The following is a 13635-nucleotide window of genomic DNA, read 5'->3' on the forward strand; positions in this document are numbered from 1 at the left end:
TTTTTATGGGTATGATGTATTGCGATAGTGTTTCAATAGGTTTTTACAATGATGGCTTTGGCTGCCAAGAAACAGTTTTCTCTGCTTATGTCAGATTTAAATCAATTATCTGTTAAATATCTGTACAGCTTTGGCGAGTATTTATGGTATTTCTTAAATTTATCATTAGATGATATATAGGTTTTATTGATGGATGCGAATCACAAAAAAGAAAGAGATAGTTCAGGTTTTTTTTCGGTATTGACCTATAATGTAGCGGGGTTGCCGGGGTTTATTTCTTCTGCAATTACGGGTAGAAGCCGGAGTATCGCTGAAATAGGTAAAAAAATTAATCCTTTTGATATCGTGAACGTTCAGGAGGATTTCAATTATAACAATAGTCTTTATTTTGGCGGTAACCAACATCCTTATCGCACGAAGTCCAAGGGGCGGGTACCTTTTGGAGACGGCTTAAATACCTTATCCCGTTTTCCGATGTCGGATGTTGTGCGCGTTCCCTGGAAGAGGCGTACCGGAGCCGATTTTTTAACGCCAAAAGGTTTTACTTTGGTTAAAGTGGAAATCGTTTCCGGGATATGGTTGGATGTCTATAATGTACATGCAAATGCGCAGAACAATAGACGCGCCTCCAGCGCTAGAAGGGATAATCTTAACCAGTTGCGTGATTATATCGGTGAGCATTCCAGTGAAAATGCACTGATTGTCATGGGGGACTTTAATGCGCATTATAGTTTTGGTGATGATAATCTACATGATTTTATGGAGTCAACCGCATTGGTAGATAGTTGGGTCGAACTCCAGAATGGTGGTCTTGTACCAGAAGCGAAGCATGCATTTAAGCCCCCGCATATGTTATCTATTGGCAATCAGCATGAGTCAATAGATAAAATCCTCTACCGTAGCAATAGTCACCTAAGTTTGGCCGCGCGTGATTATAATATAGAGAATAACCTGTTTACCAATGTCAAGGGCCTGCCACTGTCAGATCATTATGCCTTAGCGGCTAATTTTAATTGGGCCTTGCATCGCTAATAGGTGTAATTTAGACTTACTGTCGGTACGATGCGCTGTGTCGCCGTACGATCATTGATATAGGTTCCCTTTACAACAAACTCAAAATCGGGGAGTGGATATCTGAAGGCATTGAAATCAAAGGAAAGGTATGTTCCAAAGCTCTTTGGAGCTGCTTCTTTATGTTTGTGAATATTCTGATAGTCTGCAAATAGCCCACCTTTTATCCGTTTTATATAAGCTAATGACCCTACTCCCAAATCAGGATAAGCGATAGGGAATCGATAATTAATTAGCAATGTATTTTTTACTTTCTCATATTTATAGTAACTGAATCCGCTGACCAGTGGAATATCGTTGATGTATTCATAGATTCCTGTTCCGGCCTGAGCACTTAAGCGGATCTGAAATCCATGGTTATTTGCGAATCCAGGAAAATAGAACACTGTTCGTGCAGATAGAATTTCCCCTTTGGCCTTATTTTCAAAAGGAGTATGTCTATAGGTTACACTTAAATTCTGTCCCCATCTCGGGTATTGATCCATTCTGGCCATACGGGCATTTCGGTTGAAATATAGTTGGTAGGTCAATGGAAATGCAGTTTCATAATTGAAGTTTCGGAGGTCATTGCGGCTCAGGTTGTAACGTTTCAGATAGGCTGTTGCGAAATTGAATCCCGTGGAATAATTATAGTCAAGTCTATAAAAAGACAATGGAATGGAAATCTGCGAGGATACGTAATGTTCCCGCCAATCGAATCGAATGCTGCTATCAGGTTTGTTGGGCATCGTTGCTGCTGCGATCTGACCTCTGTTTTCGTAACGTAATGAGAATTTTGGAAAGTACTTATTATATGTTAACTCGGCTGAATAAATTCCCTTTCTGATATCTGTATCATACTCGTAACCAAGAGCAATCTGGGTGGTGTTTAAGATATTATTTGACAGCCAGAAGATTCCGGGTTTAAAATTGTCGAAACTTTCAAAGTTACTACTGCTCAGTGAAAGGCTATGGAAATTAAATGTCCGTTCAAGTCCTTTGTAAGGTGTAATGCTGTACCGTTGGCTGGAGTCCGGTGCTGTGGCGGCAACATTGAATATACTATCTTTTTGTAATGTACTGGCATAGTAATGAGAAAAATAATCCTTTTCCGGCTTGATATCGAAGACTGTGTCCAAATTTGTCTGACTGATTTTATAACCATTATATTGGTAGTTGTTAAAAAGTAGTCGCGTTGTCGTTTTATCATAAAAAGGGTTAAAAGCACCGAATGGTGCTTTCGTCAGCAGTTGTTTTGTTCCTGTTTGACGGTTTATCTTATAAACGTTATCAATACCATTAAAGTTTGCTTTTACAAGGATGTTCATACCTGAAAGGTATTGAGGACGTTCATATTGCTGGTTTCCCCATGAAGTCAGGTTGGTGATTTCATCATTTTTGAGATCAATTTCACAGAGTGCAGTTCCCATTTCTGATAATCGGATCGCAATTATTTTGTCGCCTTGGGTATTAAATGCCGGGTGCTGAAGCTGCTCGAATCCCGCTGCTTTTATCCGTTTGATCACAGAGCCGTTTTTAAGGCTTATGAGCGTAAGGTAGCTCCTATTGGATAAATCTACTTCGATACAGGCAATGGATTCGTCTACGGGGCTAAATACGGGTGAATAATATCTCGACTGCTTAGTGAGGCCTTTAGTTTTTCCTGTTTTCAGGTTCATTAAGTTGATGATACTATAAGTTCTTTTGTTATAACGAGGATCTTTTCGGAGTTCATCCCATACAATATAGTCGCTGTTGATATCGAAATGTGGGGTCAACTGGATGCCAGTTTTTACAAGTTGTGCTTCTGTTTTTTTGTCGCTGTCGTACGTATATATTGCATTTGTTTTTTCCGGGTTTTCCTTAATGAAGTAAATCAAATTTCCCCTTGATTTTGGTAATAAATTGCTGTTATAATAACGGTTACTTTGACCAGAAATTTCCGTGTAATTTTGAGCTAAATAATCTGCTGTTTTTTCTTTCCATATGGTGTCTAATTTTGCGATTGTTTTATGGAACAAATCGTTGCTATTTCCCCCGATTTTTTTCTTTAGTACACGGTTAATATTATAGGGATAGAGCGGACGTCTATTGAGTTCGGAAAACAAATCTGCTTCGTAATTTGAGGGCAGTTCGGACTTTAATGTCGATGTCATGAGGTAACCGATGGTGTAATAACTGGGGACAATGTCTTTAAAGGATCCGAGCAGGTATTTATTGAAACTGTATTTCTGCTGAGACAGAAAATTGGCTTTTATCGGCATTTCAAAAGATGGTAGCCGGCCTCTTCCTCCAAGGGAATAAATGGTTTCAGTCAATGTCGCATCACCCTCAAAAAACCAGGAAGGAACTGTTAGCCCATAGTAAGCTAAGGCTAGTTGTTCGAAAAAAGGAGCGTGTAATTTTCCTGTCAATTTGTCAAATTGGTTTACATGTCTTGACTCATGAAGAATCAGATTAGGTAACCATGTTTGGTTGTCGGGCTCGGCTCCAGCAGTACTATAGAGTTCGGATTTTCGAGGGGATAACTGAACAAAACCGTTTGTCTGTAGATTCGTGTTGTGTATAATGAAAGGAATTTGCCGGGGTTTTATTTGATAATTTCTACTGGTTATTCGTAAAGAATTGTAGACTTGATTTGCTAGGGTAGGAGCTGCACCTTTCATCTCTTCGGGAAAAATAAGTTTAAAATTCGGGGTCTCGATTTTGAACCATTTTTGGCTGAGTGGCGCTTGACTATCTTCAAAAAACTGTGCAAAAGTATTTTTTGAATATAATGTTAATATGAATTGTGTTAATATACTGATAATTATATTTTTATATTTCATTATTGAGGTATGTTTTATGGCTTGCTATTTTTTTTAGCTAAATATTCTTGTGTTATATGAATTATATGTTTTTGTATTACTATTTAATTAGTTGATTTTTATGCATTTATTGTGTTTATGTTTTTGATTTTATTGCTCTATAATGGCATTTAAAGATCAACTTTGATACGTTTCTTTTTCGCTGTAAATTCACTTTTCAGTTAGCGAAAAGTATGTGACGAATATACTTAAATATTCAGCCATAAGATAGCTGAGGCAAAAAAAATATTTGCATATTTTTGCAGGTATAAGTTTTTCGGATGTGGCCAGATGAAGGTGCTGTACCTGAAGCGTTGAACTTTTAGATTATTTTGGTTTTCGTGTTTGATTGGTGTGGAGATGAGTTTTGGACTGAGGGGCTTTTCACTCGGAGACTTTCTCTTTTCCCAGGTCAAATCCCGAGCGGCTTCCTGAAATATCTGTTAGTGACAAAATGTCTTATTTAGAGGCAGATTAAATTCTTTGGTCTGTTGTGAAGGTTAAACATCAGTACTGATTTGATATCTTTTTATTATTTATTTTTTTATTCAGAATTTACTTTAAAAAAGCGATTTTTGTAACATATAATTTTGTACCGATGTAGGATTTTAAAATCGAAAGGAAGATATGGAAGAACTGGAAATGCAGGTAAGTCAAATAGAACAGTTGATAGCGAATGGCGATCTTGTTGGGCTGGAAGAATTTCTAAATGAATTGAATATTTCTGAGGTGGAGGAGCTGATTGATGAACTGCCAGAACATGGTCCACTCTTTATAGAATCCTTAAATTTAAATCGTGCTGTAAACGTTTTCCGGATCCTGGATTTTCCTACCCAAAATCGGATTTTTAAGAAGCTTTCCAAGGCTAAAATAAGTGCTTTAATTAACGAGTTGCCTCCGGATGACAGGACCTCTTTTTTCTCCGAAATGAAGGACGATATTAAGCATTTAATTTTGCTTTTACCACCTAAAGATCGGGTAGAAGCTTTGGCATTGCTGGGGTATCCCGAGGACAGTGTAGGGCGCTTGATGACTCCGGATTATATTACGGTAAAAGCGCATTGGAGCATCGAAAGAATATTGGGGCATATCCGTCGCTATGGGAAGGATTCAGAGACTATAGATGTGCTGTATGTCATTGATTCAAATGGTAAGCTGATTGATGATATTCGTATCAAAGATGTGTTGATGGCGGAGCCTGAAACAATCGTGGGAGACTTGATTGATCACCGTTTGATTTCTTTGAATGCCTATGATCCGCAGGAGGAGGCAATCAATATTTTCCGTATGAACAATAGGGTTGCGCTTCCGGTTGTCGATGGGCAGGGAGTGATGCTTGGAATTGTTACGGTCGACGACATCCTGTGGGTTGCCAATGAAGAGTATACAGAGGATATGCAACGTATTGGGGGAACCGAGGCCTTGGATGAACCTTATTTGGACGTATCCATTAAAAACCTGGTGAAAAAACGGGCCGGTTGGTTGATTGTTTTATTTCTTGGTCAGTTGTTGACTGCTACGGTTATCGAGCATTTTGAGGAGCAGATGGCGAGCGCGATTATGTTGTTTGCTTTGATGCCGGTTATTATTTCCAGTGGGGGCAATAGTGGTTCCCAGGCTTCGACGCTGATTATACAGGCTATGGCGTTAGGGGAGGTGACACTTTCGGATTGGTGGCGTGTGATGCGCAGAGAGATTTTGTCTGGTCTTTTGCTTGGGCTTATTTTGGGTGCTCTGGGTTTTTTAAGGATTATGGCCTGGCAGTCCTTTGCCCATAGTTATGGCGAATACTGGGTATTGGTGGCTTTGGTTATTTCTTTGTCGCTAATCGGTGTAGTCCTTTGGGGTTCCCTTATGGGTTCTATGCTTCCTTTTGTGATGAAGCGACTAGGTGCTGACCCCGCGAGCTCATCGGCACCATTTGTCTCAACCCTGGTCGATGTTACCGGTCTTTTAATCTATTTTACCGTGGCCACACTTATTCTCAAAGGCGTGTTACTTTAAGGTTCGTTTGCATTTGATGCATCGGAAAAATGGATCAAGCTGTCGTTATTTGGACAGCAGTAAATAGTAATTATGCTGTTTGAATTGCATAAAGGAGGTTTTTGAGCATGAATTGGAAAAAGAGAAAATAAATTATTCTAATTGGATTTTAGGAAGTTGTAAAAAATGTGTTCAAAAAATTTGTAGTATTCTAATAATCTTCCGATACTTGCATCACGGAAACGCGATAGGGTCTCCGGAAAAATTGAAGAAAACATTCCTGAATAGCTCAGCAGGTTAGAGCATCTGACTGTTAATCAGAGGGTCGCTGGTTCGAGCCCAGCTTCAGGAGCAATTTAAAGACTTACATAACCGGAGTTTTTAAAGTATTCAATTTTTCATTCCTGAATAGCTCAGCCGGTTAGAGCATCTGACTGTTAATCAGAGGGTCGCTGGTTCGAGCCCAGCTTCAGGAGCAGTAAGCAAATGATAAAATTATTTGCGAATAATATATAAATGTGCTATTTTTGTGCATTCAATGAGAAAGAAGTTTCTCGGAAAGTTAAACATTCCTGAATAGCTCAGCAGGTTAGAGCATCTGACTGTTAATCAGAGGGTCGCTGGTTCGAGCCCAGCTTCAGGAGCAATATTGAAACCGGCTTTACGCCGGTTTTTTTGTTTACCATGCTTATTAAAAAACTATGAGTTTAGTAATTATTGGTACGGTGGCTTTTGATACAATAGAAACACCGTTCGGTAAAACTGACAGAATTCTAGGTGGTGCCGGTACTTTTGCGAGTCTAGCGGCGTCCTATTTATGTGACAACATCAAATTGGTCAGCGTTGTTGGCGAAGATTTTGGAAGCCGCAATCTTGACCTTATAAAGGATCGCGGAATCGATGTATCGGGTGTTCAGATTGTGCAGGGCGGACAAACATTTTCCTGGTCAGGAAGATATCACAATGACATGAATAGCCGGGATACGCTAGCGACTGACTTAAATGTACTGGCAGATTTTGATCCGATTATTCCTGACAGTTATCAGGACTGTGAGTATCTTCTGCTTGGGAATCTGACGCCACAGGTGCAATTGACCACTTTAGCGCGCTTAAAGCAGAAGCCAAAATTGGTTGTGCTTGACACAATGAACTACTGGATGAATGTTGCCTTAGATGATTTAAAGAAAGTACTTAAGGAGGTTGATGTCCTGACGATCAATGACGCTGAAGCCAGACAGTTATCCGGAGAATATTCACTGGTCAAAGCTGCAAAGGTTATTTTGGCGATGGGGCCAAAATACCTGATCATAAAAAAAGGTGAGCATGGTGCATTACTTTTTGGGGAAAATCAGATCTTTTCCGCTCCTGCATTACCTTTAGCAGATGTATTTGATCCTACAGGAGCGGGTGATTCGTTTGCTGGCGGTTTTGTCGGTTATTTGGCCAAAGTTAAAACCATCAATTTTACCAATATGAAGAATGCTTTGATTTTCGGGTCTGCGCTGGCTTCTTTTTGTGTGGAGAAATTTGGCACAGAGCGGCTAGTAGATCTTACTGAAGAGGATATACAGAAGCGTCTGAACGCATTTGTCGCCCTTTCTCAATTTAATCTATAGGTTGTGATTAACATATAGGATTCCGATTACTGGAAACCTTGAAAATACACTGTCTGAATGAGGAGCGTCTTTAAGCTCCTCAGTTAGATCCTGTCCCGCCCAGTGTTCATAGTGCATGCCCCTTTTCCAAAGCCTACTGTCGCTGACATCGTAGATGTAACCTTTATAAGCAACCCATACCTGCGGTTTATCCTGGCCATTTCGCAATGCAAGCTGACTCTTGCTGTATTCAGGTAATCCTTCTTTTTCCATCACAATCTGTAAGAATGCGAAGATAGAAAAAACTAAGCTACTTTATAAGCTGATAATGATCGTTTCATTAATTTTCTGGCTACATGTATTCTTGTCTTTACTGTTCCAATGGGGATGTTTAAATGTTCTGATATCTCATGGTATTTAAACCCTTCGAAGTAGAGGGAAAAGGGAATGTAGTATTCTTCTGAAAGATTGGCTAGGGCCTCGTGGATATCCTCCATGACAAATTTGCTTTCTCCCTGATTGCTTGAAGCGGATATTAATAAATTTGAATTGGAGATTTCTTCATCTTTAGTGATAAAGGAGTTGGTTTTTACAATCCGTCTATAATTATTTATAAACGTGTTTTTCATGATGGTATAGAGCCATCCCTTTAGGTTAGTGCCTTCTTTGAAATTCTTGAAATAGGTTACAGCTTTGAGGATGGTGTCCTGTACAAGATCGTTTGCATCTTCATAGTCGCTGGTAAAATTTCTGGCGTAGAGTTTTAATGAGTCCGATTGCTCAATAACCATGCTGTCAAATTCATTCTTTGTCATAGCTTAATGAATTATAACTGTTCTTTTTGGGAAACAGTAAGTTTATAAAATGCGGTTCGTTAAGTATGAGGCAAATAATGCGCCAAAATCCTTAAAAAGGGATTTCTTAATGTAATTTTAAGGTTATTTTAAGACGTGCAAACGTGTGCGTGTATTAACCTTAAGTAAATAAGCTTGGCTTTAGATGATGTTGAGGACGGATAGAGGCTATATTATTGTTCTATAAAGTTGCAATGTAGCAAAGATGTTTTTTTTTATTCTTTACAATAAATTAACTTCACGCTCGAGCGTAATTCCAAATTTGTCCTGTACATCGTTAATAATTTGGACAGAAAGGTCATAAATTTCCTGACCGCTAGCATGTTGTCTATTTATTAGTACAAGTGCCTGATTTTTCCAGACACCGGCTTGTCCATATTCTTTACCTTTCCAGCCACACTGTTCTATTAACCATCCTGCAGCAAGTTTTGTTTGTTGGCCGGGCATTGGATAATGTGGGATCGTTGGATAAAGTCCCAATAATTTTTCGAAAGTATCGGCATCGATCACGGGATTTTTAAAAAAGCTTCCGGCATTGCCAACGGTACTTGGATCTGGCAGCTTTTCAACACGGATTTTCGATACTATGGTCGCGATATCAGCGATGGAAGGCGCTGTTATATTTTCTTTTAGAAGTTCAGCTTCAATCGCACCATAGCTTGTATTTATCTGTGCTGTGAGGCTCAATTTATAGGTCACTTCAGTAATAATAAAACGACCTTTATGCGCTGTTTTAAAGATGCTGTCCCGATAGGAGAAATCACAATCTTCCTTTTTGAAAGTTTTAAATGTACCCAATTGGGTATCGAATGCTTCGCAGGTGTGAAAAACATACATTAATTCGGTGCCATAAGCTCCAATATTCTGTACGGGAGATGCGCCAACAGTTCCAGGAATAAGCGCCATATTTTCTATTCCGGCATAGTTGTTTCTGATGCAATGCCAAACAAAGTCATTCCAGATTTCCCCAGCTTTTGCGGTAACATACACATCGTCTGATTCCACTTTTGACTGTATACCTTTACTGGTCATTCGGATAATATATCCATCAAACGGCTTGGTAAACAAAACATTGCTACCGGCACCAAGAACAAAAAATTTCTTGTTAAAAAGACCCTGTTTAAAAATTTCGGTCAATGTTTCATTATCATTCACTTCGATCAGGTAATTTGTCTTTTCTTCTATTCCAAATGTATTGAAGGGTTTTAAAGAGATATTCGATTGAATGTTTAATTCCATATTGACTTAAGTTTTCAGAAATTCAAAAAAATCAGCTATCTTTAGCATGATAATCGGTAAAGATAGTATAAACCGTTTATTTAACGATAAAAAATATAAGTTTAATGGGTAACGCAGATGTAAAAAGGATCAAAATTCTGGAAGCTGCAACAAGGCGCTTTGCACATTTTGGAATGGCTAAAACGACCATGTCGGAGATAGCTAAGGATCTTAATTTTTCGAAAGCATTGCTTTATTATTATTTTCCGGATAAAAATAGTTTATACTCTGCTGTTTTTGAGTATGTTATTAATAAAATGATTGAAGAGATCGAAGCGGTCATCGATAAGGGGGGCAACTTTGAAGAAATCATGATGTACTCTATTGATATGCGCGTCAAGGCCATTAATCAATATTATAATCTGTTTGAATATACCATGAAAATGGTCAAAGAACTTCCGGATGAATTGGAGCAAGTGTTCAAAGAATCCTATCTGCGGGAAGTTGAAATTATTGAAAAAATCCTTAAAATTGGCGTAGAGGCAAGGGAGATTCGTGTAGATGATCTGAATGAAACTGCCCGTATTTTGTTGTATTCGTTGTTTGGTATGCGGATGGGAATCTTAAAGGATATGAAAAATATGCTCTTCCCTACGAAAGAAGAATTTGATCATATCCTCAGTTTGCAGAAGAAAATGATGAAAATCTTCTTAAACGGTTTACGGTATCAACAGCGTTAAATCGGCGTTGAGCGAATATGTTCGATAATCTGCTTGGCGTGGATACGTGAGTTTTCAATAAACCAGAGGTGGGTATTTAATCCGCCACATACGACTCCTGCTAAATATAGGCCTGTAATATTCGTTTCCATCGTCTGTTCATTATGGCATGGGATGCAGGGGGCCTGTTCTGGGATATCAACACCTATTTTTCGTAGGAAGTCAAAATTTGGCCGATATCCTGTCAGTGCAAGTACAAAATCATTTTCGATCTCAATAATGCCTGTTGGTGTTTGAATGAAGGCGCTTGTCTCGGTCACAGTTGTTAATTCACTGTTGTAAAGTACATCGATTTCTCCAGCAGCAATTCTATTCTCAATATCCGGTTTTACCCAATACTTGACTCTTGGGCTGATTTCATGGCCGCGGATGACCAAGGTTACCTGCGCCCCTTTTCGAAATGTTTCCAGCGCAGCGTCAATGGACGAATTGCTCGCACCTACAACAATAACTTTCTGGCCGCTGTAGTAATGGGGATCATTGTAATAGTGTCTTACTTTGTCAAGTTTTTCTCCGGGAATATTGAGTAGCATGGGGATATCATAGAATCCTGTAGCAATGATGACTTTTTTTGTGACATAGCTGCGTTTGCTGGTTTTTACATTAAAATTGGCATTTTCATTTTTCTGAATATCCAATACTTCTTCAAACAGATGAGTGTCCAGTTCGAATTTTTGCTGGATACGTCTGTAATATTCCAGCGCTTCTGTCCTTCGGGGTTTTGGATTTGTCGTCACAAAAGGGATATCCCCAATTTCCAATCGTTCAGAAGAGGAGAAAAAGGTCATATTTTGCGGATAGTTATAGAGCGAATTAACCAAACATCCTTTTTCCAAAATGAGATAGTTGAGATTGGCCTGTTTTGCTTCCAAGGCACAGGCGAGGCCGATGGGTCCACCTCCGACGATGATAACGTCATAGGAGCTTGTTAGATGTTCACTCATAATGTAAATTTCGTGAATTTTTCAGATAAATTAGCCTGCTTGTTTAGATAATTCTGCTGCATGTTCCGCGGCACTTTTGTCATGGAGATCCTGGACAATCTTATTTAAGTCCTGTGCAATCTTGTACAAGAACTCCAATTGCTCTTCCAATAGTTTTCCATCAGCGGAATTGATGTCACTATTGTCAAAACGATGGTTTGATATCTCAATATCCATCGGTAAAAATAGCGTAGTGGAATCTGATGAATGAAGTAATTGAATGGATTGATCCAGACTGCTTAATATTTTTCGTATAGTCCGTACGTGCTCCTTGGTAAGGTAGTTATTATCCATCTGATCCAGATGATTCATCAGTGTAACAGAAAAAGAAGCCAGAATATGGTTGAAGATGACAAATTTATTGACCTCCTTACTGTATTTCTGCCTTTTTTTAGGTTCCGTCAGCATACGCTGAAAGGTGGAACCCATATTCGCGGTTTCAACATAAACGGCTTTTCGGGCTAACTTGTAGTCTGTAATCGATGGCGCCTGACCTGCAATTTCTTTTAACGCCTGAAAGATGTAATTGTAATTGGCGATCAGCAGTTTTCGCATAGACTCCTTTACCTGCATGCTTTCCCAGTTCGGGAAGATAATATAGCTGGAGAGAAAAGCAATCATTCCTCCAATAAAGGTGTCCAAAATGCGTTCTTTGGTTACTTCAAGGGTATTGGAACTGACGAAACTGAGCATGATCAATACATAAGGTGTCATAAATAATACCGCGACCACATAATTGACCCGAAATAAACTATAGGCTGTTAGGAAAAAGAAAACTAGAAGTACAAATAGTATGGTTGGATCATGTATTGTCAATAGGATGACAGCCCCGATCAGTCCGCCGATGGTGGTTCCGATAAGACGTTGTATATTGCGCTCTTTGGTAAGGCCGAAGCCTGGTTTCAAGATTACCATGATCGTCAGTAAAATCCAATAAACATTGTTGGTGATCTTGGTGGTCTCAAAAACATAATACGTGATCGACATAACGATTGCCATGCGGCAGGCATGTCTAAAGATCGTTGATTTTAAGGTAAGATTTTCACGGAATTTCTTTAGGTCGATGGCTGAGCTTTGCACGAAACGTTTCGCATCATCAATTTCTTTACGTTTGACGTCATCCGGTTGCAGATGTGAATAGCCATAAATGTTTTTGATACGGCGTACCAGGTCACGTAGGTTGATCAATACTTTACGTAGGGCAAAGGTGCTGTATTGATGTTCTTTATCGAGCTGGTCAATTTTAGCATGGAGCCGTGCGAGGTCCGCATCAAAATCATACAGGGGCTTGGGTTGAATATTCGTATTGAGCTGGTAGGCCAGATTGTCGAGTTCATTGGTGTATTTTAAAATAACGTTTCGAAAATCATCGAGGATACCCGTAGGGCCAAAGCGCTCACTGATGGTATTGTAATCATAGTGAGCCGCCATGCTCTGCTCAAATAAGTCAACGATATCATTAAAGATTAACGTCAGGTAACGGCCTACTTTTGTGGTGTCTTTAATGGATCTTTTACTTTGAAACAGCAGATCTCTTACGTTTTCCTGATGTTGATTTACTTCGACCTGTTTGTCGATCAGTTTTAGGTAATTTTTATCATTGTCAATTTTAGCATCATAAAAATTGGCCTTCAGTCGAATATAATCAGCGACATAACGAATGGTTTCCGCAAGTTCCTGCTCGGCCAAGCGATAGGGGCGTACCTGTGTGATGGAGAGACTGATTGTGATGTACCACAGGCAGCCCAATGTGTAGAATCCAAGGTAGTTGATTGCCTGATCAAGGGGATAGTGTATTTGTACGTGGATCAGCATCATCAGTATACACATCAGGCCCACATTTGCTGCCCGACTGTTGAATACCGCAAACATGGCAAAGATAAAACAGGCTATTCCGATAAAAATAGCGAGAAGGTATACATTCTGATTGACAATATTGGTGAGAATAAATGTCAGCGTGGTCAGTATAGCTCCCGCAAACATTCCTTTGCGTCTATGGCTCGGTGCTCCTGGCGTATCGGATAACCCAACTAATAAGGCTCCCAAAGATACAATGGTTCCGTTGGTAAACTGACCGATGGTGGCGAAGATGAGGACAGGCACAATACATCCGATGGTGATGCGCAGCCCATCCGCAAAATACTGACTGTAGAAAAAACTTTTTATTTCCTGTGTCTGTTTCATAATGTAGCACAAATATACGAGATAAGGCTATATTAGCCTGCGGTTTCCCTATTTGCTGTTAGAATATACTAAAAACGAAAAATTACTAAATTCTATTAATATCTTTATAATATTTTGATGTTTTTTTTGATTAATTTATATTT

10 protein-coding genes and 3 tRNA genes are annotated in these 13635 nt (G+C 39.2%); 7 read left to right on the forward strand and 6 right to left on the reverse strand.

Going from position 1 to position 13635, the window contains the following annotated elements:
• Window positions 1-189 precede the first annotated feature (189 nt).
• Entirely contained in the window at window positions 190-1032 is an 843-nt protein-coding gene (locus tag ABDW32_RS00120) for an endonuclease/exonuclease/phosphatase family protein (RefSeq protein WP_343558508.1), read from the forward strand.
• Here the strand turns inward: ABDW32_RS00120 and ABDW32_RS00125 are convergent.
• Window positions 1029-3878, reverse strand: coding sequence for a hypothetical protein (locus tag ABDW32_RS00125; protein ID WP_343558509.1), 2850 nt, complete (start codon window positions 3876-3878; stop codon window positions 1029-1031). The two genes, ABDW32_RS00120 and ABDW32_RS00125, sit on opposite strands and share 4 nt — an antisense overlap.
• A 645-nt stretch (window positions 3879-4523) precedes the next feature.
• On the opposite strand from ABDW32_RS00125, the gene mgtE reads away from it, so the two are divergent.
• The 5 genes from mgtE (at window position 4524) to ABDW32_RS00150 (ending at window position 7495) form a co-directional block, all read left to right on the forward strand.
• A complete protein-coding gene (gene mgtE / locus ABDW32_RS00130) occupies window positions 4524-5900 on the forward strand; it encodes a magnesium transporter (protein WP_343558510.1) in 1377 nt (458 codons plus the stop codon).
• A 257-nt stretch (window positions 5901-6157) separates the two neighbouring features.
• Window positions 6158-6231 (forward strand) — tRNA-Asn (locus tag ABDW32_RS00135).
• Between the two features lie 50 nt (window positions 6232-6281).
• Window positions 6282-6355, forward strand: a tRNA-Asn gene (locus ABDW32_RS00140).
• Between the two features lie 94 nt (window positions 6356-6449).
• Window positions 6450-6523: transfer RNA gene (locus tag ABDW32_RS00145), tRNA-Asn, on the forward strand.
• A gap of 57 nt (window positions 6524-6580) precedes the next feature.
• On the forward strand, window positions 6581-7495 hold the full coding sequence (locus tag ABDW32_RS00150) for a PfkB family carbohydrate kinase (protein ID WP_343558511.1): 915 nt from the start codon (window positions 6581-6583) through the stop codon (window positions 7493-7495).
• Here ABDW32_RS00150 and ABDW32_RS00155 read toward each other — a convergent pair.
• The 3 genes from ABDW32_RS00155 to murB form a co-directional block, all read right to left on the reverse strand.
• Window positions 7490-7747: a cytochrome b5 domain-containing protein gene (locus ABDW32_RS00155; RefSeq protein WP_343558512.1), complete on the reverse strand. Its 258-nt coding sequence runs from the start codon at window positions 7745-7747 to the stop codon at window positions 7490-7492. The genes ABDW32_RS00150 and ABDW32_RS00155 overlap by 6 nt on opposite strands.
• 32 nt (window positions 7748-7779) lie before the next feature.
• Complete coding sequence (locus ABDW32_RS00160; protein WP_343558513.1) at window positions 7780-8289, reverse strand: sigma-70 family RNA polymerase sigma factor; 510 nt, start codon at window positions 8287-8289, stop codon at window positions 7780-7782.
• 261 nt (window positions 8290-8550) lie between these two features.
• Window positions 8551-9567, reverse strand: a complete 1017-nt coding sequence (gene murB / locus ABDW32_RS00165; RefSeq protein WP_343558514.1) for a UDP-N-acetylmuramate dehydrogenase — start codon at window positions 9565-9567, stop codon at window positions 8551-8553.
• 104 nt (window positions 9568-9671) lie between these two features.
• Here murB and ABDW32_RS00170 point away from each other — a divergent pair, with 104 nt between their 5' ends.
• Entirely contained in the window at window positions 9672-10286 is a 615-nt protein-coding gene (locus tag ABDW32_RS00170) for a TetR/AcrR family transcriptional regulator (protein ID WP_343558515.1), read from the forward strand.
• Here ABDW32_RS00170 and ABDW32_RS00175 read toward each other — a convergent pair.
• Window positions 10283-11269, reverse strand: coding sequence for a YpdA family putative bacillithiol disulfide reductase (locus ABDW32_RS00175; RefSeq protein WP_343558516.1), 987 nt, complete (start codon window positions 11267-11269; stop codon window positions 10283-10285). The two genes, ABDW32_RS00170 and ABDW32_RS00175, sit on opposite strands and share 4 nt — an antisense overlap.
• Window positions 11270-11299: 30 nt before the next feature.
• Complete coding sequence (locus ABDW32_RS00180; RefSeq protein WP_343558517.1) at window positions 11300-13492, reverse strand: FUSC family membrane protein; 2193 nt, start codon at window positions 13490-13492, stop codon at window positions 11300-11302.
• Window positions 13493-13635 lie beyond the last annotated feature (143 nt).

It is taken from the genome of Sphingobacterium sp. (assembly GCF_039596235.1).
Lineage (GTDB): Bacteria > Bacteroidota > Bacteroidia > Sphingobacteriales > Sphingobacteriaceae > Sphingobacterium.

Excerpts from the sequence above, each read along its gene's own strand:
- ABDW32_RS00155 (WP_343558512.1), bottom strand. The coding sequence starts at position 7,747 with ATGGAAAAAGAAGGATTACCTGAATACAGCAAGAGTCAGCTTGCATTG.
- ABDW32_RS00120 (WP_343558508.1), top strand. The coding sequence starts at position 190 with ATGGATGCGAATCACAAAAAAGAAAGAGATAGTTCAGGTTTTTTTTCG.
- mgtE (WP_343558510.1), top strand. The coding sequence starts at position 4,524 with ATGGAAGAACTGGAAATGCAGGTAAGTCAAATAGAACAGTTGATAGCG.
- ABDW32_RS00160 (WP_343558513.1), bottom strand. The coding sequence starts at position 8,289 with ATGACAAAGAATGAATTTGACAGCATGGTTATTGAGCAATCGGACTCA.
- ABDW32_RS00180 (WP_343558517.1), bottom strand. The coding sequence starts at position 13,492 with ATGAAACAGACACAGGAAATAAAAAGTTTTTTCTACAGTCAGTATTTT.
- ABDW32_RS00175 (WP_343558516.1), bottom strand. The coding sequence starts at position 11,269 with ATGAGTGAACATCTAACAAGCTCCTATGACGTTATCATCGTCGGAGGT.
- ABDW32_RS00150 (WP_343558511.1), top strand. The coding sequence starts at position 6,581 with ATGAGTTTAGTAATTATTGGTACGGTGGCTTTTGATACAATAGAAACA.
- murB (WP_343558514.1), bottom strand. The coding sequence starts at position 9,567 with ATGGAATTAAACATTCAATCGAATATCTCTTTAAAACCCTTCAATACA.
- ABDW32_RS00125 (WP_343558509.1), bottom strand. The coding sequence starts at position 3,878 with ATGAAATATAAAAATATAATTATCAGTATATTAACACAATTCATATTA.
- ABDW32_RS00170 (WP_343558515.1), top strand. The coding sequence starts at position 9,672 with ATGGGTAACGCAGATGTAAAAAGGATCAAAATTCTGGAAGCTGCAACA.